The organism is Ruegeria sp. CL7, from assembly GCF_056536445.1.
The window spans coordinates 77,720-100,942 of record NZ_JBQFPQ010000005.1 but is presented as its reverse complement, the minus strand read 5'-3'; the positions used below and the strand labels follow the sequence as shown (position 1 = coordinate 100,942).

The window sequence follows — 23,223 nt, the reverse complement described above, 5'->3', positions numbered from 1 at the left end:
GGCAACCAAAACGCGGCGTCATCAGATATGATCTCATCCGGCACACAGGAATTGACGGCAGATCCCGGCGGCATCGCGCAGGCTGCCGATTTTTTGCGCCAGGGTCTTCTGGTCGCTTTTCCGACCGAAACGGTCTATGGCGTTGGCGGCGATGCCCGCAACGGACAGGCCGTCGCATCGATTTACGAGGCCAAGGGACGGCCCAGCTTCAACCCGCTGATCGCCCATGTCGCCTCGGTCGAAGCGGCCCAGCGCTTTGTGCAATGGTCGGATCTGGCCGAGCAGCTGGCACAGGCCTTCTGGCCCGGTCCTCTGACCCTGGTTCTGCCGTTGCGCGAAGGGCACGGGGTTTCCTCGCTGGTGACCGCCGGGCTGGACACTCTGGCCGTGCGGGTGCCTGCGCATCCGACGGCGCGTGCGCTGCTGGCCGACTTTGACGGACCGGTCGCGGCCCCTTCGGCTAATCCCTCGGGTCAGATCAGCCCCACGACGGCGGCTCATGTGTGGTCCGGTCTTGGCGGACGGATCGCGGCTGTTCTGGACGACGGCCCCTGTGCGGTGGGGCTGGAATCCACCATTGTCGGTCTGGCCGGAGAGCTCACATTGCTGCGTCCGGGCGGCGTTGCGTTGGACCGGATCGAAAGCGTGCTGAACCTGCACCTGCACCTGCACCAATCCGGCGATCTGCTGACCGCTCCGGGACAGTTGCAGTCGCATTATGCGCCCGACGCCCCGGTCCGCCTGAACGCCACTGCGCGTCACGGGGATGAGGTTCTGCTGGGCTTTGGAGCGGTGGATTGCGACCTGAACCTGTCTGTCGAAGGACGTCTGACCGAGGCGGCCGCGAACCTCTTTGCAGCCCTTCACAGATTGAACGAGACCGGCCGACCAATTGCCGTATCTCCGATCCCGAACACCGGATTGGGGGCTGCAATCAACGACCGGCTGCGCCGCGCCGCTGCGCCACGCGACAGCTGATCAGGCCCGGCCTGCGCTGGCGGACAACGTCAGAGGGTCCACCCCGAGCGTCGCCAAGGCAGCTTCCCATTTTTCGTCATCAGGCACGTCGAAGACAAGTTTCGTCGTCGCTTCGGTGGTCAGCCAGCCGTTCATCGCGATTTCGTCCTCAAGCTGACCTGGCCCCCAGCCGGAATAGCCCAGCGTCAGCATCGAATTCAGTGGTCCGCTGCCAGAGGCCAGATCTTCAAGCACATCCAGCGTCGCCGTCATGCTGAAATCCGCGGAAATATGCATCGAATGCAGATTGGCCTCGTAATCGGCGCTGTGCAGGACAAATCCGCGCGACATCTCGACCGGGCCACCGAAATGCACAAGGCGCTCTCCGATCACCGGGATACTGCAGGCGATGTTCAGTTGCCCCAGCAACGTCTTGATTCGCAGATCCGAAGGCTTGTTCACGATCAATCCCATGGCGCCATCGTCGCCATGGCTGCACATATACACCACCGAATGGTCGAATCGCGGATCGCCCATTCCGGGCATCGCAATCAACAGTTTTCCGGTCAGGTCCATGGGCCTTCATCTCTTTGTCCGTTCACGTCAACAATGGCCCTGCCGCACCCCAGTTTGCAAGAGACCAACCCGTATTTCGACAGATTTCAGCGCGGTGACCGGATCGTGACTTGGAATCCGCGCCATCGACGCGCATTTATGGGGTATGAAGATGCCGATCAAACCCACCGCCGTCGCCGCGCTCGCGTGTCTGAGCCTGTCCGTTCCAGTTGCCGCGCAAGATTTGGACAACGTGGTTCGGCTGGATGTTCTGGATGGTGGTCGGACGGCCAACGGCACCTATATGTCCGCGTTGAAACTGACGCTCAAGGATGGCTGGAAAACCTACTGGCGCGCGCCAGGAGATTCCGGCATCCCGCCCGAGTTCGACTGGAAGCGATCCAGAAATGTCGGCCAGGTGGAAATCATCTGGCCCTCGCCCGAAATCTTTGATCAGAATGGCCTGCAATCGATTGGCTATGAAAATCAGCTGGTCCTGCCCATCAAGGTCACTCCGCGCAACCCGGCAAAACCGGTCCGTCTGAAAGGCAAGATGGATCTGGGGGTCTGCAAAGACGTTTGCATACCGGAACGCCTGGATTTCGACCACACGCTGGACGCCGAAGCTGATCGCAACCCGGCGATTGCCGCAGCGATGGCGCAAAGGCCCTATTCCGCGCGCGAAGCCCGTGTCACCAAGACCACCTGCAACCTGACGCCCACGAAAGATGGGATGCGGATCGAGGCGCGGATGACGATGCCATCCGCGGGCGGTCGAGAAGTCGCCGTGATCGAACCCGGCAATCCTTCGCTTTGGGCCTCGCAACCCGTATCTCTAAGGCAGGGGGATACATTGGTGGCCGAAGCAGAAATCATACACGCATCAGGTGCACCTTTTGCGCTGGACCGGTCCGAGATCCGGATCACCGTTCTGGGGTCTGACCACGCGGTGGATATTCTGGGCTGTAGCGCGGGCTGAATGCATGAGCCAATCCCCCAAGATCGGTGCATTGGCGGTTGTTCTGCATCAGGACAAGGTTCTTCTGGTTCAGCGCAGCAAACAGCCGGACAAGGGGCTGTGGGGGTTCCCCGGCGGCCACGTAGAGTGGGGTGAAACCGTTCTGCAGGCGGCGCAGCGTGAGTTGCGGGAAGAAACCTCGGTGATTGCGGAACCGTCTCATTACCTGAGAAATCTGGATCTGCTGCGTCACGACAAGGCGGGGCAGGTTTTGTCCCATTACCTGTTGGTCGGCGTTGCCTGCCGCTATCAGTCCGGCACACCGCAGGCTGGTGATGACGCGCTGGATGCCCGCTGGTTTGCCATCGAGCAGATACGCCGGGGCGACCTGCCGATGAGCGCGCGGGTCATCGACCTTTTAGAACACGCGATCCGCGCGGATCAGGCATCGGCCGATCTTGTCAGCCGCCCATAAAGCAAACCTGACAGGATCACGCTCAGGACCACGATCAGAATTGCCCCGGCCAGGAATGCACCCAACCCCATTCGCAGCACCGCAATGCCATCTCCACCCGCATAGAGGCCTTGCAGCACGCCAAGCGGTGCGCCTGTAACCGCGGGCCAAATCATCGTCAGGCCGAACCAAACAGCCAATGCGGCCCCGGTTGCCGCCAGCGCCCCGCGAACCACCCGGTCGGGTGCCCGCGCGGCACGGCGCATGGCTGTCATCGGACGCGCCACGTCATTGAGGATCGCCAGCAGGGCAGGCACCAGAATCAGAACCAGCAACATCCCGAACCCAAGCCCGTAAACCAGCGTGATCACGGTCGGCTTGAGGAATTGCGCTTGTTGCGAACCTTCATAAAGCAACGGTGCAAGTCCAAGAACCGTGGTCAAAGTGGTCAGCATCACGGGACGCAACCTGTCTGCGGTACCTTCGACAATGGACGGAACCAGACCACGGTCTTTTTGATACGCATCTATCGTCGTCACCAGAACGATCGAGTCGTTGATGATAATCCCCGTCATGCCCAGCAACCCGACCACCGTGAACATGCTGAGCGGCACATCCCAGATGTAGTGGCCCCAGATCGCACCAACGAGGCCAAAGGGTATGATTGCCATGACAACCACTGGCCGTGTCCAGCTGGCGAACACCCAGGCCAGAACAAGGTAGATACCTGTCAGGCACAGGATCAAACCGGTGCGGGCTTCGGCAAGGAATTCATTTTCCTGTTCACTCAGGCCCGACATGCGCCACTCGACTTGCCGTTCGGCAGCGATATTCGGCAGGATTTCTTCCTGCATCGCCCGTTCGATTTCAGCCGCGCGGGCCGGATCATCCTCGGAGATGTCGCCATAGACCGAAACAACCCTCAGGCCGTTTTCGCGCCGAACCGTCGAGAAACCGGATTCACGCTCGACCGAAACGATGTCGGCCAGCGGTACGTAAACCCCGTCAGGAGACCGCATGAGTGTACGCTCGAGGAAATCTGCCGTCAGTTCGCCTTCAGGCAGTTCCACACGGATCTCGGCACTGCGCGGCCCGTCCGGGAAAGTTGCCGCTTCGATACCGTTCAGGCGATTGCGCAGGGCGCGACCAAGCGTTTCAATCCGGAATCCCAGCGCCTCTCCCTGTGCAGTCAGGTCCAGGATGAACTCTTCCTTGTCATAAGCCAGGTTGTCTTCCAGCGCCGAGACTTCGGGAAATTTCGACAGCTCGGCCTGCAAGTCTTCGGACGCCGCCTTGAGAACGCTCACGTCAGAACCGAAAAACTGCACGTCGATGGCGTCGCCACCCGGTCCAGAGCGCCACCCCCGGAAGCTGATCACTTCGAGCTTGGGATGGCGCGGCGCGAATTCCTGCAACTCTCCGACGAATTCGAAACTCGAATAAGGGCGCAGATCGGCATCGATGAGTTCGATCGAGATACCACCCAACAAACTGCCATCCTTGCCATCCGCAGCAGCCAGCTGGCGGCCTGCATTGCCGCCAACCTCGGCCAGGACATAGTCGATCGGATTGCGCCCATGACGCTCTTCATAGATCTGGCCCAGGTCATTGACCGCCTTTTGCAGAAGGCGCATCATTTCCAGCGTATCCGATCGCGTCGAACCTTCGCGCATGATAAAGCCGCCGGTCACGGAACTTCGCTCTGGTGCATTGAAGAAACGCCAGTTCACGTCGCCGCGAATGAACAGTGCAACCTGGCTGGCCAGTACCGCGATCATCAGCGCCACGACGACATAGCGTGCCCATATCACCCAGGCGATCAAGGGACGGAACAGGTGATCCCGAACCCAACGGAAACCACGATTGACGACCCGGTTGGGCAGATCATACCAGTGTTCCTTGGCCGAATGCGCGATGGCGTGTGCCATGTGATTGGGAAGGATCAGAAAGCATTCGACCAGCGAAGCGATCAAAACGGCGATCACCGTAAAGGGAATGTCGCGGATCAATTCTCCGAAACGTCCGCCCACAAGGGTCAGACCGAAAAACGCGATTACCGTCGTGACAGTCGCAGCCAGAACCGGCATGGCCATCCGCCGCGCCGCACGTTCCGCAGCCACAACAGGCGGCTCACCCAAACGCCGGGCGCGGAAATCCGCGTGTTCCCCCACCACGATGGCGTCATCAACCACGATGCCCAGCGTGATGATCAGGCCGAACAGCGAGACCATGTTCAGCGACAAGCCCCCCAGATACATCAATGCGATTGCGGCCGACATCGCCACGGGGATACCCGCCGCAACCCAGAAGGCGATGCGCGCGTTGAGGAACAAGAACAGCAGGCAGACGACAAGGCCAAGACCCATCAACCCGTTGTTGACCAGGATGTTCAATCGGTCGGTTATGGCCTGGGCGCGGGTGCGGATCAGCTCAATCTTCACACCTTCGGGCAAGCTGGCCTGCATTTCACGGGCAACATCTTCGACCGTGTGCTGGATGTCTATCGCATCGCCCAGATTTGACCGATCAACCCGGATGGACATGGCCGGATCGTCGCCGACGAAATAACTGCGATACCGTGTGACACCTTCGACCCGAATCCTGGCAATATCACCGACCTTCAGCTTCGACCCGTTGGCAAAGGTCCGCAGCGCGATGTCTTCGATCTGCTCCGGGGTCCTCTTTTCGGTTCCGGCCCGGATACGCGCACCTGCGCCCTCAACCTCACCAGCGGGATCGGTGCTGACCTCGGCCGCAATCGCGGACGCGATCTCTTCCATGGTGATGTCATTGGCGATCAATTGCGCCGTTGTGATCTCGACAATGATCTGAGGCGCGGCAATGCCCCTGATTTCGGTTCGCGTAACCCCTGCCGAAAACAAACGGTTGATGAACTCATCCGTCAGCTTCGCCAGTTGATTGGTGTCGGTGGGACCACTGATAACGACATCCGTTACCCGATCCCGCCAAGCGCCGCGTCGAATTTCAGGTTCTTCCGAGCCTTCGGGCAGATCCGTCACACCGTCTATCGCGGTCCGGACGTCTTCGACCGCGCGGGACATGTCCCAGTTCGGCTCAAACTCCAGTCTGACGCGGGTCCAACCTGGATGGGAACTGGCCTCGGTACTGGTTACCCCTTCAACGGCCAGCAGCGCAGGTTCCAACAACTGCACGATACCGGCATCCATGTCCTCGGGGCCTGCACCTTCCCACGAGACGGTCACATCAACGCGTTCCAGAATGACATCCGGAAAGAACTGCGCCCGCATGTTCGGGATAGCTGCCGCACCCAGAACCAGCATCACCAGCAACAACAAATTGGCCACCGTCCGGTGCCGTGTGAAATAGCTGAGAAGGCCACCCGCTGCGCCAGGTATCTCGCGCATCATGACGCTCAGCCCCCGGCCTTGGTTTCAATGCGCCGCACCAGAGATGAAGGGACGCGCGCTTCGCGCAACTGACCGAGAACCTGAGTTTTCTCATCCTGAGGCATGAATTCGCTGGCCTCGACCCGGGCCACGAGTTCAGCGCGTTTCGCATCTGACAGTTCGACCATGCCCGGGTCTGCCCCGGCCTCAAGCCGCAAGGGGCGCACCCGCACGCCAGATCCAAGCAACGGCGTGCGTCCGATCACAACCTCGCGCCCTTCCAACCCTTCGCCCCGCAGCAAAACCTCGTCACCCTGTCTGCGGACAAGCTGCACCGGCAAACTTTCCAGGCGGTCATCCGCACCCAGCACCAGAACCGTTCCCGATGCATCCAATGCCGAAGACGGCAAGCGGAACACATTGGCAAGCGGTTGTTCCTGAACCGAGACGGTGACGAAATCTTCGGGCTTGAAACCGGACGCCTCTTGCAGACGCGCATAGATCAAACGTCCGGTCTGACCCTCGCCCGCAGAACCGCTGTCGCGGCTGATATGACCAGTCGCGGTCAGATCGGTGCCCGTCACCTCAAGCGAAACCGTGACCGGTGCGTTGATCAGCCTGTCATTCTCGTCCAACAGACGTACATATTGTGCCGTCGACACCCGGAACGCCACTTCAAGAGCGTTTGGATCAACCAGTTCAGCCAGTTTTTCATTCGCCGACACCAACCGCCCTTCCACAAGCGTCACATCGGTCAGCGTACCGCTGAATCCGGCCCGAATGGTCATATCGTCAAGATCGCGTTCCGCTGCCTCCAAGGCAATCACCGCGCGCGCCAACAACGTCGTTGCCTGATCGACGCGAGATTCAGCCTGTGCAAGCGCGATACGACGCGCCAGCACGGCCTGTTGTGCCGAAGCAGCCGCCAGTTCCGCCTCTTCCACGCTGGCAGCCGCGCCTACCCCTCGGGACTCCAGATCGCGTTGCCGTTGCAGCGCCCGTTCCCGCAGTTCGGCTTGCGCCTCGGCCGATTTCAATTCGTCCTGCGCCAGCAGCAAAGACCGTTCGGCATCACGTTCTTCAAATTGTGCGTCCAAAAGATCGGACTTGGCCCGATCCAGCGCGGATTGGGCATCCGCCGGATCCAGTTCAACCAGAACTTCCCCGGCAGTTACCGTTCCGCCATCCACGAAATCCTCTGCCAAGGCGACAACGCGGCCACCCAGTGCCGCGCGCAATTCCAGCCTGCGCCGGCTCTGGACCTCTCCGAATGCTTCGAGATATGGGATTACGGTTTCCGCCTCGGCCTGACGTACGGCAACCGCGAAGACCCGTTCGCGGGCCGCGGGCGCCTGGTCCTCACGCGTCAGGACGTCCTGAACGGCACCCATGATGATCTGCGCGGCAACAAACAGCAGAGCAAGCGTCAGGAACGCCAGAAAGATACCGACAAGACTCTGCCGTAGAAATCGCATCAAACAGTTACCCCGGTTGCACCAAGCTGCCGTCCACAACATGTAGCCGGATCACGAATTATGCCAAGCCACAAAGCGGTTATACGGAATTGAACGTACGACCAGTCTACTTCCGTCGCAGATGTTCGTCCAATCTGGGCATTATTTCCACAAAATTGCAGGGGCGATGCCGGTAATCGAACTGTTTTTCCAAAATCCCATCCCACGCATCCTTGCAGGCCCCCGGGCTGCCGGGCAATGCAAAAAGGTATGTTCCCCCCGCAACCCCCCCGGTTGCGCGGGACTGCACCGCCGAAGTGCCGATTTTCTCCATCGAAATGACGGTAAAGACAGTACCGAATGCGTCGATCTCTTTTTCGTACACGTCCCGATGCGCTTCGACCGTCACGTCCCGCCCGGTCAAACCCGTTCCACCGGTCGAGATCACGACATCGATCTGCTCATCAGCCACCCATGCCCGCAACTGATCGGCGATCTGGTCGCGCTCATCCCGGATGATCTGGCGGTTCGCAACCACATGGCCCGCTTTTTCGATCCGGTCCACCAATGTCTGCCCCGAGCGATCTTCGTCCATCGATCGGGTGTCCGAAACGGTCAGAACGGCAATTCTGACGGGGATGAACTCCTTGGTTTCGTCAATGTGCGACATCTTGCGTCAGGCCCTTTCCATCATGACAAGCCGGATCGCAAGGGCGGAAAAAATACCCCCCGTGATCCAACCAATAATACGCGCGGCGCGCGGGTTGCCGATTAGCACCTTGCCTGCCCCGCCGGCAAAAACCCCGACCAGCCCGTTCACCAAGAACCCGCCAAACGCGATGATCAGCCCGAAGATCAGGAACTGCACCAGAACCGATCCCGCGGTCGGGTCGACGAACTGCGGTATGAACGCCAGCACGAACAGAATGACCTTGGGATTGGTCAGGTTGACCAACATCCCATCCCGAAAGGCCATGCGCGTCGACCGCACAGGCGTATCCCCCGTCGAAGCGCCATGCCGGACCGCACCCCAAGCCAGATACATCAGGTAAGCGGCACCCATCCAGCGGATCACTTCAAAAAGCCAGGGCAGCGCCGACACCGCAGCGCCCAGTCCAAGCCCTGCCAGCAGCACGTGAATCATCGAACCCACGGACACGCCGGCGCTTGCCGATACCGAAGGCCACGCCCCGGATCGCAGCCCTTGGCCAAAGCAGAACATCATATCAGCACCGGGCGTCAGGTTCAGTGCCAGTGCCGCTGGAACAAAGACCAGCAAGGTCTGGAATTCGATCACGCATCCACCTCGAACCAACTTGGCATCGGGCCCAGATTGGCCAAATGCGTTCGCCCCAGGGACCCGCGATAGCCCCAGCTTTCATGCACATGACCGAAGAACGCAAATCCCGGCTGAAGGCGTTCCACCGCATCCCGTATGGCAGTCGATCCGACCGAAAGGCCTTGCGATGTCTGATCCCCATACCCTTTGGGCGGAGAATGAACGATCAGGACATCCGCCGTTTCACACCGGTCGAGCATCTCGGTCGCCTCACCTTCTGTCAGGTCACAGGACCAGTCTCCGAACGGGGTCGGTGGTACGCCATAGCCAAGACCAAACAAGCGCAAGCCGTCTATGGTCATGCCAGACCCATGCAGGACATGGACACCGTTCGGGGCCGCATTGCCCAGCTCTTCTGCACTTTCCGCGTTCCCAGGGATCAGGACCAGCGGCGTCGAAATGCCGGACAGCATCTGCATCGCCTCGTCCAGCCCCTGACGCGAATTGCAATAATCACCGGCACCGATGACAAGATCAGCCTCGGCGCTGGCGGAAACAAGATCGGCTGCCCGGTTGCGCGCCATGTGCAGATCAGAGAATGCCAGAACCTTCATGTTGCACCTCGCAGCCGCGCTTTCAGTTCCAGCAGATCCGCCCAGGCCTGCCGTTTCATCTGCGGTTGTCGTAGCAGATAAGCCGGGTGGAACATCGGAATCACCGGCAGATCCATTGCCTGATCCCATTTGCCGCGCAGGCGGGTGATGCCGCGTTTGCCCAGCACCGCCTGACAGCTGATATTCCCCATCACAACCAGAACCTCGGGTCTGGCCAGGGCCACGTGGCGTTCCAGAAACGGCTTCATCATCCCGATCTCTTCGGGTTTGGGGTCGCGGTTCTGCGGGGGCCGCCATGGCAGCACATTGGTGATATAGACGTTTTCGCGACGATCCAGATCAATTGCCGCCAGCATCCGGTCCAGCAACTGACCCGCACGGCCGACAAAGGGTTTGCCCTCGCGGTCCTCATCGCGACCCGGCGCCTCGCCGATGATCATCACACGCGCGCCGGGGGTCCCGTCGCCAAAGACCAATTGCCGCGCACCGCGCTTGAGCTCGCAATGTTCGAACGCGTCCATCGCTGCGCGCAGCTGATCCAGCGATCCCGCGCCCCGTGCTGCGGATCCAGCGATTTCTACCGGGTCCACATCCCTTGGCTTTGCCGGGGCGGCGGCGGACGTTTCCGGTTTCCTGGGTTTGGCCGTGGTGTCGGGCAACGCGTACCGGTCAACCGGCGCATCACCGATTGCCTCGGTCACACCCAGTTCGATCTGCCATTCCAGCAGCGCCTGCGCAGAATAATAGTCCAAGCCCGATTCCATAGGGATAACTTACCCGCCTGAGGGCTGAGGGAAAGCGAATAGGGCTTGATCGGTCGCTCTGTCGCGCCGACCATCGGCATGCGATGCTCAGATTTCTGCGATTCCTCATCATTGGATTAGTGCTGGTTGTCACCGATGATCCGGCATGGGCCACATTTCATGACAAACACGGGCAGTGCCGTGCGGGTCAGTTCAAATGTGGCAGCACATGTTGTTCAGGCGGGCAAAGATGCAGTTTTGATGGCCATTGCATTCCACTGGGCGGCACCTATTGCGGCGGCGGGCGCAGTTGCGGTCCGTTCGAACGCTGCGTTGCCGGTGGACTCAGATGTGCGCCCGCTGGCCTGAACAAATGCGCATCACGGCTGGATTGTCCCGGCGACAGTTTCTGCAATGGCCGTGGCGAGTGTGAACGAAGCGCACCCGAACTGGATACGACGCCACCGACCACATGCGCTGATGGCAGAACCTGCGCACGCGGTTCGGCCTGCCTGCCCGGCGGGGGCTGCTCTCGTCCGGGGTGGTTCCTGTGCGAGGAAACCGGATCACAATGCCGCCCCGGTTTCAAATGCTCGGCGCATCAAGGCTGCGTACCGATCAAGGCCATCGACTGTGGTTATGGCAAGTGGTGCAAGCCGGGCGAGCAATGCCTGCCCGACGGCGGCTGCGAAAAACTGCCTGAGGGTACGGAACCTTAGGTTGCCTTGCGCCGCCCGGCTTCCTATAAGCGGCGCGATTGTCAGACAGGAGCCCGCCCATGCGTTTCGCCCATCGTCACCTTCTTGGCATCGAGCATCTGTCGCAATCCGATATCACCGAAATCCTGGATCTGGCCGAGACCTATGTCGCCATGAACCGCCAGTCGACCAAGCATTCCGACGTGCTGTCGGGGCTGACCCAGATCAACATGTTCTTTGAAAACTCGACGCGCACGCAAGCCAGTTTCGAACTGGCAGGCAAGCGTCTGGGTGCGGATGTGATGAACATGGCGATGCAGGCAAGCTCGATCAAAAAAGGCGAGACCCTGATCGACACGGCGATGACATTGAACGCGATGCATCCCGATCTGCTGGTGGTACGTCATCCACATTCCGGCGCGGTGGATCTGCTGGCGCAGAAGGTCAATTGCGCCGTTCTGAACGCCGGTGACGGCAAACATGAACATCCCACGCAAGCCCTGCTGGACGCCCTGACCATCCGTCGGGCCAAAGGTCGCCTGCACCGACTGAACATTGCCATTTGCGGCGATGTCGCCCATTCCCGCGTCGCCCGATCGAACCTCATTCTGCTGGGCAAGATGGAAAACCGCATCCGCCTGATTGGCCCGCCGACGCTGGTGCCCAGCCAGTTCGCCGAGTTCGGGGCCGAAATCTATGACGACATGAACGAGGGCCTCAAGGACGTTGACGTCGTCATGATGCTGCGCCTTCAGAAAGAGCGGATGGATGGCGGGTTCATCCCCTCGGAACGCGAATATTACCACCGCTACGGGCTGGACGCCGCAAAGCTGGCGCAGGCCAAGCCGGACGCGATCGTGATGCATCCCGGCCCGATGAACCGCGGGGTCGAGATCGACGGTACGCTGGCCGATGATATCAACCGATCCGTCATTCAGGAACAGGTGGAAATGGGTGTCGCCGTCCGCATGGCGGCGATGGATCTGTTGGCCCGCAACCTGCGCGAGGCCGCATGAGCGATCTGACCGTCGCCCCCCATGAACGCGGCGTTTTGCGCCTGTTCACGCTGGACATGCGCCCGGAAGAGGCGAAATTCCTGCGCGAACCGGGTGCCGCCGATCAGGTGCTTGGGGTCGACGGGCTGGATTCCAGCCATATCGATATTTTCCCGGTCTCCGACCTCGAAGATCTCGGGCTTTACGGCTATCTGACCGAGGGCTGCGGCGTGTCTGCGGATCAGTTGGACCGGAACGCTCTGGCCTCTGTCGACGGTTGGGTCATGGTCCTTCGCAGCGCGGCTTTCAACGGACACCCGGCGACGCTGAACCCCGATCCGCGCCTGCGCCTGATCGGCCTGTTCACGGAAGAAGCCACGAACTGGACCGGGGGGATCATCGAAACCGAAAGCGCCAAACCCTTTTCCGCCCCGCAAACCGTCACAGCGGGTGACACCCCCCGCCGCGTAGGATCGGCCATTCTGGCACTGGTCGCGCTTTTGGTCATCGGAGGCATCTTATGGCTGATCCTGTGATCTTCACCCCGGACAAAGGGGCCTATATCCGCACAAATACATGGCTGGCTGCTGTTGCTATGGCCGGTGCGATGATCGTTTTGTGGCTGATCGGCAATCCTTACGTCTGGACCGGAGCGCCTGCTGGCCTTGCCGCCATTGGCATACGCGCTTGGTATCTGGCGTCGGAAGAGATGGTCGCCAATTGGCAATTGTCAGACACCGCACTGACCAGTCCCGGCGGACGCAGCATGCCGCTTAACCAGATCACCGCCGTGAATATCATGGGCAGCTTCGTCCAGGTTGTCACCAAAACCGGCGACAAGCATCTGATCAAGTACCAGTCAGACCCGGCCGCCACCAAAGCCGCGATTGAAAGGGCCATTCCATGACCACCTTGATCTTCACCAATGCCCGCCTGATCGACCCTGATAGCGGCACGGACAGTCCCGGCTGGCTGCACATTGCCGACGGCCTCATTCAGGGCAAGGGCAACGGGGACGTGCCCGTCGCTGACGCCCAGGTCATCGACTGCGGCGGCAAGTGCCTCGCCCCCGGCATCGTCGATATCGGCGTCAAGGTGTGTGAGCCGGGCGAACGACACAAGGAAAGCTACAAATCCGCAGGCCTCGCTGCCGCAGCCGGTGGTGTCACCACCATTGTCACCCGCCCGGATACACTGCCCGCGGTCGATACGCCGGAAACGCTGGAATTCGCGACCCGGCGTGCTCAGGCGGATGCGCCGGTCAATGTTCTGCCGATGGCCGCGCTGACCAAAGGGCGCGACGGGCGAGAGATGACGGAAATCGGGTTTTTGCAGGACGCAGGCGCCGTGGCCTTCACCGATTGCGATCACGTCATCACCAATACCAAGGTGTTTTCCCGCGCCCTGACCTATGCAAAATCCTGCGGAGCGCTGGTGATTGCCCACCCACAGGATCCGGGCCTGAGCCATGGCGCCGCGGCCACCAGCGGCAAATTCGCCGCCCTGCGCGGCTTGCCTGCGGTCTCGCCCATGGCCGAGCGCATGGGACTGGACCGTGACATCGCGCTGTTGGAAATGACGGGCGCGGCCTATCACGCCGACCAGATCACCACCGCCCGCGCCCTGCCCGCGCTGGAACGGGCCAAGCGTAACGGGCTGGATATAACCGCCGGCACCTCGATCCATCACCTGACGCTGAACGAGCTGGACGTGGCCGACTATCGCACCTTCTTCAAGGTCAAGCCGCCGCTGCGATCCGAGGATGACCGGCAGGCGGTGATCGAGGCGGTGCGCACCGGCCTGATCGACACGATCAGTTCGATGCACACGCCGCAGGACGAAGAAAGCAAACGCCTGCCGTTCGAAGAGGCCGCCTCGGGCGCGGTGGCGCTGGAAACGCTCTTGCCGGCGGCATTGCGCCTGTATCATGCCGACCAGTTGGACCTGCCGACCCTGTTCCGGGCGATGGCATTGAACCCGGCCAAACGGCTGGGTCTGGAAAGCGGCCGATTGTCGGAAGGCGCCCCGGCGGATCTGGTTCTGTTCGACCCGGATGTGCCTTTTGTGCTTGATCGCTTTGCCTTAAAATCCAAATCTCAGAACACGCCATTTGACGGCCAGCGGATGCAAGGTAAGGTCATTTCGACCTATGTTGCAGGTAAAGAAGTGTTCCGGAGTTCCTGATGCCCCCGATCGACAACTCGACTAGCGAACTGCTCCAGTGGGCGGTGGTTGGATATCTCTTGGGCTCCATTCCCTTCGGCCTGCTGCTTGCAAAGGTCATGGGGCTGGGAAATCTGCGCGAAATCGGATCCGGAAATATCGGCGCGACCAACGTCCTGCGCACCGGCAACAAAGCCGCCGCGGCGCTGACCTTGCTGTTCGACGCGGCCAAGGGCGCGGTCGCGGTTCTGATTGCCCGTGCTTATGCAGGAGAAGACGCCGCGCAGATCGCAGCCCTTTTTGCCTTTCTGGGTCATTGCTTTCCCATCTGGCTGGGTTTCAAGGGCGGAAAAGGCGTGGCCACCTTTCTGGGCCTCTGGCTGGCGCTGGACTGGCGCGTCGGAGTTGCGTGCTGTCTCAGCTGGCTGGTGGCGGCGGCGATCTGGCGGATATCTTCGGTCGGCGCGCTGGCTGCGGCCGCGCTTTCAACGACCTGGGTACTGGTTCTGACAAACGGACACTCCTTTATCCTTGGGATTATCCTGACCCTTATGATCTACTGGCGTCACAGCACCAATGTCGCACGGATCAAGGCCGGAACTGAACCGAAAATCGGAAAGTCGTGACACCGCCGGACGCTTTCGTTTCCGCGTTTTTCGCACTGCCCGAAGGCAGTTTTACCGGTACATCGGGGGATCGGCGCTATGTCGTCGTGCGCCAACATTTGGCAAAGGGGAAATCCCACAAGCTGGTTGCGCACGAACTGGGCGGCACCGACTATATCAGCATGAACCTGTATCAGACACGCATCAGCGGCACGCTGCTGAGGCCTTGTGAAATGGCGGCGTGCAAAGTCATCGCGTTTGTTCTGGATTTTGAACCGGACGCGTAATGTCAGGCCTGCATTTTTGAACAGACGTTCCTCTCTGACGCACAATCACGATTCATTGTTTTGAACGTGATCCGTCTGCTTCCCAGATCGCTGTCGTGACGGTCAATTACGGGCCACACAGGACAACAATCCGGAGCCTTCGATCGGCACACAGACGAAGCTCCTTTCACGAAAGGTGGAACAATGAACAAGTTTAAATCTCTGATCGGTGGCGTCGCTCTGTCCGTTGCACTGGCAACATCCGCTCTGGCCGCTGGAGTGGACATCAACGCAAGCTCGACCGGTCTGGCCATGCAGGGGTATGACCCGGTTGCCTATTTCACCGTCGGTGAAGCGACCAAGGGTGACTACCGCATCACCACGCTGCACGACGATGCGCTGTACCGTTTCTCGTCCGAGGAGAACAAAGCCGCCTTCGAAGCCAACCCGGAAGCTTACCTGCCTGCCTATGGCGGCTATTGTGCTTTTGGTACAGCCATGGGCTTCAAATTCGACGGTGACCCGAACCACTGGAAAATCGTCGACAACAAACTGTACCTGAACTTGTCGGAAGACATCCAGGAACGCTGGGAAGGCGACATCCCGGGCTTTATCGAAAGCGCAAGCGCAAACTGGGAAAACATCGCGGACAAGACCCCTGCTGAATTGCAAAAGCAATAATCCGCCTAAATCTTCAGATGTGTCGGCGGCGGAATGTTCCGCCGCCGTTTATCGTTTGAAGACCTCTCATCTCTACCTATCTCATCAGTATCAGAAGTGCCCGACTTCAAAGGTCCCCGGCGTGTCTTTTCACGTTTCAGAGGCAGAATTCGGGCAGGGGTTCGTAGGTATCACTGATCCGATGACGTTCGCGGATCGTAACTGTCTGCATAAGTGAACCGAATTTCACTGGAGCAGAGTGACAATCGAAAGGAAATGAGATGACTTTGAAATTGGCTCTCATCACTACTGTCGCAACCGCGGTCGCGGGATCGGCAATGGCACAATCCTCGGGCAACTGGACCGGGTTTTATGGCGGTCTGCAACTGGGTTATGCCGATGTAGACACCAGCCTGTCGGGTGTCGATGGCGATGGCGTGATCGGTGGTGTCATCCTGGGCTATGATTATGATCTGGGCGACTGGGTCGTTGGCGGCGGATTTGACTATGACTGGACTGACGTGGGTCTGTCCGGCGCCGCAACTGTCGAAGATGTCTGGCGGCTGAAAGCGCGCGCCGGCTACAAGGTAAACCCGCAAGGTCTGCTGTACGGCACGGCAGGCTACGCCGAAGCGAGCACCGACACCTTGGGCAGTGATGACGGGTGGTTCATCGGCGCAGGCTATGAACAGATCGTTGCACCGAACGTGAGCGTCGGTGGAGAGTTGCTGTACCACGAATTCGATAACTTCAACGGAAACAATGTGGATGTCGACGCAACCACATTGCAGGTTCGTGTCTCTTACCGGTTCTGACCTGCTTATTGGACCCGGCTTTTCAAGCCGGGTCTCAGTTCAAAGGTCCAGAATTGTGCTGCCGGTCGTCTGCCGCGCTTCTAACGCGCGATGTGCATCGGCGATCTGGTCAAGTGCAAAGCGCTGATCGATGTGGATCTTGACTTCTCTGCCCTCGACCTTGCCGAACAAGCGGCGCGCCATTGCCTGACAGACGGAGTGGTCCGCAATATGGGTGAACAAAGTGGGGCGGGTGATCTTGAGCGATCCTTTCTGGCCCAGAACACCAATATCGAATGGCGGCACCGGCCCTGAGGCGTTGCCGAAGGAAATCATCATTCCCAAGGGTTTCAGGCAGTTCAACGATCCTTCGAACGTGTCCGCCCCCACGGAATCCATAACCACATCCACACCCTTGCCTTTGGTGATCTCGGCCACCCGTTCGGCGAAATTCTCAGAGCGGTAGTTGATGCAATGCGCGGCCCCGTTGAACCGGGCGAGGCTGCATTTCTCGTCGGTTCCCGCCGTGCCAATCAGAGTAATCCCTTCTGACTTCGCCCATTGGCAGGCGATCAGTCCGACCCCACCCGCCGCTGCGTGGAACAGCACCGTATCCCCGCGTTTCAGCGGAGTGGTTCGGTGAAACAGGTATTCAACTGTCAAACCCTTCAACATCATTGCCGCAGCAGCGTCGAAAGAGATGCCATCCGGCAAAGGGCACACCTGTGCCGCAGGCATTACGCGGGCCTCGCAATACGCGCCGGGTGGGGCTGCCGCATACGCGGCCCGCTGACCGGGTTGCAGGTGCGTTACCCCTTCCCCAACGGCCTCGACGACACCCGCCGCTTCCATCCCCAACGCATGGGGGAGTTCCAGAGGATACAATCCAGTGCGTTGATAAACATCGATGAAATTAAGACCGCAGGCATGATGACGGATACGTATTTCACCCGGTCCGGGGTCGCCCAATGGCCTGTCTTCGATCCGCAGAACCTCGGGCCCGCCGAATTCGTGCAATACCACCGTTTTCGCTGTTGTCTGCATCCTGACCTCCTCTTGCCTGACATCAAGCTAACATGACTGCGATGCGGAGCAATCGTCCGATATCAGAGTGTTGATCAGGATTCCGCCAAACTGTGCTATACTGCGATCAGGCGTTGTCGGCTGGTCCGGCCACGGACAACTTTATGCCGGATCCATTCCGCGGCGCAAATCTCGCCAGGAAAGGGGATGAAAATGGCTAAAACAATCGGAAATCCGATCAGTTGGGCAGCCCAGAATCTGGGGGCGGCCAGTGATCATGTCTCGGATAGCGTTTCAAAACTCGGAAGCGCAGATACCAAGCATTTGCCGATGGTGCAGACATTGACGATGCAAGATCTGCGCGCCTGTCTGAAGGCGGGGTATCACGACTTTGTCGAAACACGGGCGGATGCCATATTCATTGTGCTGATCTACCCGATCGCGGGACTTTTGATGTTCGGCTTTGCCCTGAACGTCAACATGGTGCCACTTCTGGCGCCTCTGATCGCCGGTTTTGCCTTGATCGGTCCAGTCGCAGCTGTGGGGCTGTATGAGATCAGCCGCAAACGAGAACAAGGCAGCACGGTGCATTGGTTGGATGCGTTCGGTGTATTCCGCTCTCCGGCTTTCGGCGCAATTCTGGTTTTGGGCTTCTATCTGGTGATGCTTCTGCTGATCTGGCTGATGGTGGCGCAGAGCATTTACACGCATACAATGGGGCCAGAAGCCGCCGCGTCACTTGGCACTTTTGCCAAGCAGGCCGTCACTACGGTTGCAGGCTGGACCATGATGGTTGTCGGACTCGCCGTTGGGTTCGTGTTCGCTCTTTGCGCTCTGGCGATCAGCGTCGTCAGCTTTCCGTTGCTTCTGGACCGGCAAGTCGGATTGCCGGTGGCGGTCGTGACGTCGTTTCGCGTGTTGCGTCACAACCCCGGCGTCATCTTGACCTGGGGGTTCATCGTGGCGGCCCTTCTGTTTGTGGGTGCCCTGCCGATGCTGTTGGGCCTGATCATAGTGATGCCGGTTCTGGGCCATGCCACATGGCACCTGTACCGCCGCGCGGTTGCGTGAACGCGCGGGTCTGCCCCGCGCGCGCAGAGTTCAGCCTGCCACGTTCAGGACGATCTTGCCAATATGGCCCGAGCTTTCCATGCGTGCATGGGCGGCCGCAGCCTCGGCCAGATCAAATTCGCTGTCCATGACAGGCGCAACCTTGCCAGCCTCAAGCAGAGGCCAGACAGCTTCGCGCAGGTCCTGCGCAATCCGGGCCTTGGCCAGATCGCTTTGCGGGCGCAGGGTGCTGCCGGTCAGGGTCAGGCGCTTGACCATCATCAGCGCAAAGTTCAGCTCGACCACCGGGCCTTGCAGAAACGCGATCTGGACCAGCCGCCCATCCTCGGCCAGAGCTTTGACGTTGCGCGGGATATAGTCGCCTCCGACCATGTCGAGGATCAAGTTTGCCCCACCTTCGGCCCGCATGACGGCCACAAAATCCTCATCGCGGTAGTTGATCGCCCTTTCCGCACCCAGCTTGACGCAAGCCTGACATTTTTCATCCGACCCTGCGGTGGCAAAAACGCGGGCGCCAAAGGCATTGGCCAACTGGATGGCCGTCGTGCCAATCCCGCTCGAGCCGCCATGGACCAGAAATCGTTCACCGGCCTTCAGCCCGCCCCGCGTAAACACGTTGGACCAGACGGTGAAAAAGGTCTCGGGCAGGCAGGCCGCCTCTTTCATTCCCATGCCGGCAGGAACCGGCAGGCAATGGGCAGCAGGGGTGGCGACATATTCGGCATAGCCGCCGCCCGGCAGCAACGCGCAGACCTGATCCCCGACGGACAGTCCTTCGACCCCGGCCCCGATCGAGACCACTTCGCCCGAAGCCTCAAGCCCCGGCAAGTCGCTGGCGCCGGGCGGCGGATCGTAAGCGCCCGCGCGCTGCAACGCATCCGGACGGTTCACACCGGCATAGGCCACTTTCAGAACGACCTGCCCCGCACCCGGTTCGGGAATCGGTCGCTCGGTCAGTTGCAAAACATCGGGACCACCCGGTTCGGTGATCTCAACAGCGCGCATCATCTGGGTCATAGGCACCTCCTTTGCCCAATGCCTAGCAGGCATCAGGGCCAAGGCCCAGCACCAAGACGCGCTACTTTCGGGGGTTCAGCATTCCCGGAAGATCGGCCCGCATTTTTACCGGAGCCTTCACCTGACCCGCCAGCCAGTTCGGAACCGCCAGGAACGGTTTCAACACCGGGTTGTCGCGCAACTGCGCCTTGAGCTTTTCAAACTCCATGACATTTGCGATCCGGCGATCCAGAAACTCCCACGTATTCTGATGATCCGGGCTGTCATCGCCCAGCCAAAACAGCAGGGTCGAGGAATAGACACCCGACAAAGTGGCCCGCTTCGTGTACCAGTTCACATCATCCGAGCTGTCGCCCAGCGCATCCCAGATCAGATCGCAGGTCTGCCAAACCGCCTTGGCACCGTCGGCCGCATGGGTTGGCAGGGAAAACAGCGTCATGCCCCGGCGCACCAGTTCTTTGTCCTCGACGGCCTGCAACCGGAACCGAACCGCAGCTGCAATCCTGTCGCGGAATTTCAGTTCGCTCAGGTCCTCGGACCTGATGCGGTCCAGCATCGCCTGATCCCCGCGCGCGTGGTAGGCCAGCGCCAGATCCACCGCGCCGCGCGGACAAATCGCGCGTGCCAGACCGTCATCCAGACCACAGTCGGAAATGGAGGCGCGGAAACTGGATTCCGACCACCCATCGAAGGGAACATGGATCAGCATCGCATCCAAAAGCCGCTGTTTTGCATCTTCATATGTGGTCGTCATGGCGGTTCTCCGGTTGTCGGGCCCAGTACTAGACAAGTTAGAGCGGCTTTGCTATACGGCCAACTCCTGCAATTTCCTTGCAACTCTATCTAGAAAGGTGGTGACAACCACATGCAGGTTAGTGTTCGCGACAACAACGTCGATCAGGCGCTTCGTGCCCTGAAGAAAAAGCTGCAGCGCGAAGGCGTGTTCCGTGAAATGAAGCTTAAGCAACATTTCGAGAAACCGTCCGAGAAAAAAGCGCGCGAGAAGGCTGAAGCGATCCGTCGTGCCCGTAAACTGGCACGTAAGAAAGCACAGCGCGAAGGTTTGCTCTAAGACCTTTGGTCTCGTCCAGCTTTGGATGACACTATTTGACGACCCCCGAGGCATCGCCCGGGGGTTTGTCGTTTCGGGGATCGGTTTCAATCCGCCGACTCGTGGTACCGGCTGTGCGGCAAGCCGCCATTTCCTCACCAGCAACATTTTGCCCGGCATTTTGCAGCGCAGCGAATCCCGCACCGGTAGCATCGCGCCGCCAAAACTCGCCTGTAGTGAACCACCCCCTACCACCGTCGATATCCCGACCTCTAAGTGAGCCCGTCCGGAAGGACACAAACACAAACGGAGGCAAAAATGTCGACTGCAAGTACATTTGAACGCGAGATGCTGGAGCTGATCAACCAGGAACGCACATCCCGCGGGCTCAACCCGCTTCAGCTTGAGACGCAGCTGAACGATTCATCCGAAGATCACAGCACCTGGATGCTGGACACAGACACGTTCAGCCACACCGGTTCGGGCGGTTCCAGTGCGACCCAGCGGATGCAAAACGCCGGGTTCGATCTTGAGGGCAACTGGCGAACCGGCGAAAACATCGCATGGCAGTCCGAACGCGGGCAGCCCGGCATCAGCGATGACGTGGCTCAGTTGCACCAGAACCTGATGAACAGCCCGGGCCACCGCGCCAATATTCTGAACCCGGATTTCAAATATATCGGGATCGGTATCGAAACCGGCGATATGCAGGGTTTTGACGCGGTGATGGTCACCCAGAACTTTGCCGCAACCGACGCGGCAGTCATGCTGGACAACGGCAATACGAACACACCGCCCGTTCCGCCAACCACGCCGGACGAAGTTGCCGTTCCGGAAGAGCCGGAACCTGAAACACCTGACACCGACGTCACCGAGACCGAGGAACCGGAGCCCGAAACACCCGACACCGACGTCACCGAGACCGAGGAACCGGAGCCCGAAACACCCGACACCGACGTCACCGAGACCGAGGAACCGGAGCCCGAAACGCCGGACGTGGACGTGGTTGACGGCGGTGAGGCCGAGACGTTCTGCTTTGACGTTCAGGCCTTCCTGGATGAAATCGCCAGTTTCCTCGAAAACCTGCAAGCGCAGTTTGACGAGTTCAACTGGGGTGACGATATGAACGGCGACACGGACGTGGCGGACACCGATGATGTCGACATGATGCCGACCGTCGACGTCACGCCGGAAACGGAACCCGAGCCTGCGGGTACCGAAACAGCCGACGTCGATGACTGTGACATCACAATGGTCAACTTCTTCCACTTTGACTGCATGATGGATGCAGCCTGATCAGTTGACCCTGTGCGAGGCCGGCCGTGTCGGCCTCGCATATTCCGGCTCAGAGCCTGATTTTGCTTCAGTAGATCTTTGGTACATAAAGTTCATCCGGCAAAACGCGGCGTTCGTATTCCGGGTTGTACTTGCGATCGGGCAGATTGACCTTTTCTTGAGGCACGTCCTCGTAAGGGATTTTTGTCAAAAGATGCTCGATACAGTTCAGCCTTTCGCGTTTTTTGTCATTGCCTTCGACGATGTACCACGGGGCCTCGGGAATATTGGTTCGGAAAAGCATATCCTCTTTGGCCTTTGTGTAGGATTCCCAGCGGATGCGGGATTCCAGATCCATCGGTGACAGCTTCCATTGCTTCATCGGATCGTGAATACGCATGAGGAATCGCAACTGCTGTTCTTCATCCGTGATCGAGAACCAGTATTTCAGCAGAATGATCCCTGACCGCACCAGCATCCGTTCGAATTCCGGAACGTCCTGAAAGAATTGTTCAACCTGGTCCTCGGACGCAAAACCCATCACCCGCTCGACGCCGGCCCGGTTGTACCAGGAGCGGTCGAACAGAACGATTTCACCCGCCGCCGGCAGATGCGGTACGTAGCGCTGGAAATACCACTGGCTTTGCTCTCGGCGGCTGGGTGCCGGCAATGCCACCACGCGCGCGACGCGCGGGTTCAGACGCTGGGTGATCCGCTTGATCACTCCCCCTTTACCGGCACTGTCACGGCCTTCAAACAGGATACAAACCTTGGCCCCGGTATGCTGTACCCAGTCCTGAACCTTGATCAGTTCGGCTTGCAGGCGCAGCAGGTTGCGGAAGTAAACCTTGCGATCCAACATATCCGGATGCTGTTCCCGATAGATTTTGCGGACTTCCATCGACAGCATCGGCTCACTGAATTCTATCTCGAAATCTTCGTCCAGCGTGTCCTCCAGCTCGGCTTCCAGCCAGTCTTTAGGGGCGCCAGTGTTTTCGTTGTCCAAGGTCAGCTCCTTCTCGGTCTTCGGGTTCGGACCATATCGGGCCCGTGTTGCCGTCTGATGTCACCAGATGAATTGATGCGAGGGTCACGAGTCCTGCGGCTGTTGTCACGCCTACAAATCAGGTCCAGCGCGGGTATACGGTCTTTCCCCTGAATTTGTACATCTGGCCCGCGGGATACAAGCGTCTGAATTGACGCAATGCACGGCGCTTGGCCAT

General features: G+C 59.7%; 26 protein-coding genes. 15 read left to right on the top strand and 11 right to left on the bottom strand.

Annotated elements, in window-relative coordinates; translation table 11 throughout:
• The first annotated feature begins 27 nt into the window (after positions 1-27).
• Positions 28-978, top strand: coding sequence for an L-threonylcarbamoyladenylate synthase (locus tag ACR0LI_RS13830; protein ID WP_480718698.1), 951 nt, complete (start codon positions 28-30; stop codon positions 976-978).
• Here the strand turns inward: ACR0LI_RS13830 and ACR0LI_RS13825 are convergent, their stop codons facing one another.
• Positions 979-1,533, bottom strand: a complete 555-nt coding sequence (locus ACR0LI_RS13825) for a YqgE/AlgH family protein (RefSeq protein ID WP_171724292.1) — start codon at positions 1,531-1,533, stop codon at positions 979-981. It lies immediately after the preceding gene.
• A gap of 145 nt (positions 1,534-1,678) precedes the next feature.
• On the opposite strand from ACR0LI_RS13825, the gene ACR0LI_RS13820 reads away from it, so the two are divergent.
• Together ACR0LI_RS13820 and ACR0LI_RS13815 are read left to right on the top strand one after the other, a co-directional pair.
• On the top strand, positions 1,679-2,491 hold the full coding sequence (locus tag ACR0LI_RS13820) for a protein-disulfide reductase DsbD domain-containing protein (RefSeq protein ID WP_371732240.1): 813 nt from the start codon (positions 1,679-1,681) through the stop codon (positions 2,489-2,491).
• A gap of 4 nt (positions 2,492-2,495) precedes the next feature.
• Complete coding sequence (locus tag ACR0LI_RS13815) at positions 2,496-2,945, top strand: NUDIX hydrolase (protein WP_209834712.1); 450 nt, start codon at positions 2,496-2,498, stop codon at positions 2,943-2,945.
• Here ACR0LI_RS13815 and ACR0LI_RS13810 read toward each other — a convergent pair.
• From ACR0LI_RS13810 to ACR0LI_RS13785, 6 genes are all read right to left on the bottom strand, one after another.
• A complete protein-coding gene (locus tag ACR0LI_RS13810) occupies positions 2,912-6,313 on the bottom strand; it encodes an efflux RND transporter permease subunit (protein WP_209834714.1) in 3,402 nt (1,133 codons plus the stop codon). The two genes, ACR0LI_RS13815 and ACR0LI_RS13810, sit on opposite strands and share 34 nt — an antisense overlap.
• A gap of 5 nt (positions 6,314-6,318) precedes the next feature.
• Positions 6,319-7,767, bottom strand: a complete 1,449-nt coding sequence (locus tag ACR0LI_RS13805; protein WP_171724295.1) for an efflux RND transporter periplasmic adaptor subunit — start codon at positions 7,765-7,767, stop codon at positions 6,319-6,321.
• Positions 7,768-7,873: 106 nt separating this feature from the next.
• Positions 7,874-8,416 (bottom strand): molybdenum cofactor biosynthesis protein B, encoded by a 543-nt coding sequence (gene moaB / locus ACR0LI_RS13800; protein WP_480718697.1) that lies wholly within the window; start codon positions 8,414-8,416, stop codon positions 7,874-7,876.
• A gap of 6 nt (positions 8,417-8,422) precedes the next feature.
• The gene (locus tag ACR0LI_RS13795) at positions 8,423-9,043 is read right to left on the bottom strand and encodes a LysE family transporter (RefSeq protein WP_171724297.1); all 621 of its coding nucleotides are present in this window, start codon (positions 9,041-9,043) and stop codon (positions 8,423-8,425) included.
• The gene (locus ACR0LI_RS13790; RefSeq protein WP_171635026.1) at positions 9,040-9,639 is read right to left on the bottom strand and encodes a metallophosphoesterase family protein; all 600 of its coding nucleotides are present in this window, start codon (positions 9,637-9,639) and stop codon (positions 9,040-9,042) included. Before ACR0LI_RS13790 ends, ACR0LI_RS13795 begins: the two co-directional genes overlap by 4 nt.
• Positions 9,636-10,403 (bottom strand): uracil-DNA glycosylase, encoded by a 768-nt coding sequence (locus ACR0LI_RS13785; RefSeq protein WP_480718696.1) that lies wholly within the window; start codon positions 10,401-10,403, stop codon positions 9,636-9,638. The genes ACR0LI_RS13790 and ACR0LI_RS13785 overlap by 4 nt, the downstream gene beginning before the upstream one ends.
• Positions 10,404-10,486: 83 nt before the next feature.
• On the opposite strand from ACR0LI_RS13785, the gene ACR0LI_RS13780 reads away from it, so the two are divergent.
• The 9 genes from ACR0LI_RS13780 to ACR0LI_RS13740 all read left to right on the top strand — a co-directional run bounded on the left by ACR0LI_RS13780 (position 10,487) and on the right by ACR0LI_RS13740 (position 16,584).
• Entirely contained in the window at positions 10,487-11,101 is a 615-nt protein-coding gene (locus ACR0LI_RS13780) for a scavenger receptor class F, member 2 (protein WP_171171233.1), read from the top strand.
• Positions 11,102-11,160: 59 nt separating this feature from the next.
• On the top strand, positions 11,161-12,096 hold the full coding sequence (locus ACR0LI_RS13775) for an aspartate carbamoyltransferase catalytic subunit (protein ID WP_050604003.1): 936 nt from the start codon (positions 11,161-11,163) through the stop codon (positions 12,094-12,096).
• Complete coding sequence (locus ACR0LI_RS13770) at positions 12,093-12,611, top strand: hypothetical protein (RefSeq protein ID WP_480485840.1); 519 nt, start codon at positions 12,093-12,095, stop codon at positions 12,609-12,611. The genes ACR0LI_RS13775 and ACR0LI_RS13770 overlap by 4 nt, the downstream gene beginning before the upstream one ends.
• A complete protein-coding gene (locus tag ACR0LI_RS13765) occupies positions 12,596-12,982 on the top strand; it encodes a hypothetical protein (protein WP_480718695.1) in 387 nt (128 codons plus the stop codon). The genes ACR0LI_RS13770 and ACR0LI_RS13765 overlap by 16 nt, the downstream gene beginning before the upstream one ends.
• Positions 12,979-14,259 carry a dihydroorotase gene (gene pyrC, locus ACR0LI_RS13760; RefSeq protein ID WP_171724302.1) on the top strand — a complete coding sequence of 427 codons (1,281 nt, stop codon included), beginning with the start codon at positions 12,979-12,981 and terminating at the stop codon, positions 14,257-14,259. Before ACR0LI_RS13765 ends, pyrC begins: the two co-directional genes overlap by 4 nt.
• Positions 14,259-14,864 (top strand): glycerol-3-phosphate 1-O-acyltransferase PlsY, encoded by a 606-nt coding sequence (gene plsY, locus ACR0LI_RS13755; RefSeq protein ID WP_171635042.1) that lies wholly within the window; start codon positions 14,259-14,261, stop codon positions 14,862-14,864. The genes pyrC and plsY overlap by 1 nt, the downstream gene beginning before the upstream one ends.
• The gene (locus tag ACR0LI_RS13750) at positions 14,861-15,130 is read left to right on the top strand and encodes a hypothetical protein (protein ID WP_171635045.1); all 270 of its coding nucleotides are present in this window, start codon (positions 14,861-14,863) and stop codon (positions 15,128-15,130) included. Before plsY ends, ACR0LI_RS13750 begins: the two co-directional genes overlap by 4 nt.
• Before the next feature lie 183 nt (positions 15,131-15,313).
• A complete protein-coding gene (locus ACR0LI_RS13745) occupies positions 15,314-15,790 on the top strand; it encodes a YHS domain-containing (seleno)protein (protein WP_171635047.1) in 477 nt (158 codons plus the stop codon).
• Positions 15,791-16,050: 260 nt separating this feature from the next.
• Complete coding sequence (locus tag ACR0LI_RS13740; protein WP_480718694.1) at positions 16,051-16,584, top strand: outer membrane protein; 534 nt, start codon at positions 16,051-16,053, stop codon at positions 16,582-16,584.
• A 39-nt stretch (positions 16,585-16,623) separates the two neighbouring features.
• Here ACR0LI_RS13740 and ACR0LI_RS13735 read toward each other — a convergent pair whose 3' ends face one another.
• On the bottom strand, positions 16,624-17,607 hold the full coding sequence (locus tag ACR0LI_RS13735; RefSeq protein ID WP_171635052.1) for a quinone oxidoreductase family protein: 984 nt from the start codon (positions 17,605-17,607) through the stop codon (positions 16,624-16,626).
• A gap of 192 nt (positions 17,608-17,799) precedes the next feature.
• Between ACR0LI_RS13735 and ACR0LI_RS13730 the strand changes: the two genes are divergently transcribed.
• Positions 17,800-18,657 carry a DUF2189 domain-containing protein gene (locus ACR0LI_RS13730; protein ID WP_480718693.1) on the top strand — a complete coding sequence of 286 codons (858 nt, stop codon included), beginning with the start codon at positions 17,800-17,802 and terminating at the stop codon, positions 18,655-18,657.
• Between the two features lie 30 nt (positions 18,658-18,687).
• Here ACR0LI_RS13730 and ACR0LI_RS13725 read toward each other — a convergent pair whose 3' ends face one another.
• Together ACR0LI_RS13725 and ACR0LI_RS13720 are read right to left on the bottom strand one after the other, a co-directional pair.
• Positions 18,688-19,674 (bottom strand): NAD(P)H-quinone oxidoreductase, encoded by a 987-nt coding sequence (locus tag ACR0LI_RS13725; protein WP_480491831.1) that lies wholly within the window; start codon positions 19,672-19,674, stop codon positions 18,688-18,690.
• Between the two features lie 61 nt (positions 19,675-19,735).
• The gene (locus ACR0LI_RS13720) at positions 19,736-20,428 is read right to left on the bottom strand and encodes a COQ9 family protein (protein WP_171635060.1); all 693 of its coding nucleotides are present in this window, start codon (positions 20,426-20,428) and stop codon (positions 19,736-19,738) included.
• A 111-nt stretch (positions 20,429-20,539) separates the two neighbouring features.
• Here ACR0LI_RS13720 and rpsU point away from each other — a divergent pair, with 111 nt between their 5' ends.
• Both rpsU and ACR0LI_RS13710 read left to right on the top strand, forming a co-directional pair.
• Positions 20,540-20,746 (top strand): 30S ribosomal protein S21, encoded by a 207-nt coding sequence (rpsU, locus tag ACR0LI_RS13715; protein ID WP_005614280.1) that lies wholly within the window; start codon positions 20,540-20,542, stop codon positions 20,744-20,746.
• 297 nt (positions 20,747-21,043) lie between these two features.
• Positions 21,044-22,021 (top strand): CAP domain-containing protein, encoded by a 978-nt coding sequence (locus ACR0LI_RS13710; RefSeq protein WP_480718692.1) that lies wholly within the window; start codon positions 21,044-21,046, stop codon positions 22,019-22,021.
• 67 nt (positions 22,022-22,088) lie between these two features.
• Here ACR0LI_RS13710 and ppk2 read toward each other — a convergent pair whose 3' ends face one another.
• Complete coding sequence (gene ppk2, locus ACR0LI_RS13705; RefSeq protein ID WP_371419726.1) at positions 22,089-23,006, bottom strand: polyphosphate kinase 2; 918 nt, start codon at positions 23,004-23,006, stop codon at positions 22,089-22,091.
• Positions 23,007-23,223 lie beyond the last annotated feature (217 nt).